Here is a 716-nt window from a genome sequence, read left to right on the forward strand (position 1 = left end):
GGTTCTAAAGACGTAAATGATATCAGCGAATGGCAAAGCACCGAAAACAACGTCGCACCTGACAAAGACCAGATTCTGGATGCTTTTGCGGCGGCTTACATTAATCCTGCTGATTATCCAATCACTGGCACGCCTGTCCATGAAGAGGGTGATCGCATGCTTTACTTTGGCTTAGATCGCTTTGCTGTAAATGGTGATGCACAGGTCGGTTTCTGGTTCCTCAAAGGCCAGGTGAGCGTTGATATCGATATGGATCCAAACACAGCGGATCCATTTATCGGTAGCCATCAGGTAGGCGATATCCTGGTCCTGAGTGACTTCGTACAGGGCGGTAAAATCAGTGAGATCCGTGTCTTTGAATGGATCGGTGGCAACAAGCCGCTGCTGGAACTTGGTTCTGGCGGTGACTGTAGTGACGACCATGGATTTGCTTGCGCAACGGTAAACAATCCTGAAGATGATAGTGCTTCACCTTGGCCATTTACGCCAAAAGCAGGTACAGCCGACGTATTCCCACAAGGCGCATTCTTTGAGGGTGGCATCAACCTGACCCGGTTGGGTGTGGAAGAAGGCTGTTTCAACACCTTTATCGCTGAAACCCGTTCGTCTCAGTCTGTTACTGCACAGCTGAAAGACTATGCGATGGGTGCATTCCCGCTCTGTCATGCAGAAGTGGCAACCCAGGTTCACGATAAAGACCACAACGACATCACCTT

The 716-nt window shown here is 49.7% G+C and carries 1 protein-coding gene; it reads left to right on the forward strand.

Annotated features, from left to right (window positions below):
* The coding region (locus QKW35_RS21230) for a hypothetical protein (RefSeq protein ID WP_282356390.1) at nt 1–716 on the forward strand (716 nt) is incomplete at both ends.

The organism is Pontibacterium granulatum, assembly GCF_029961155.1.
In the GTDB taxonomy this organism is placed as follows: Bacteria; Pseudomonadota; Gammaproteobacteria; order Pseudomonadales; family Balneatricaceae; genus Pontibacterium; species Pontibacterium granulatum.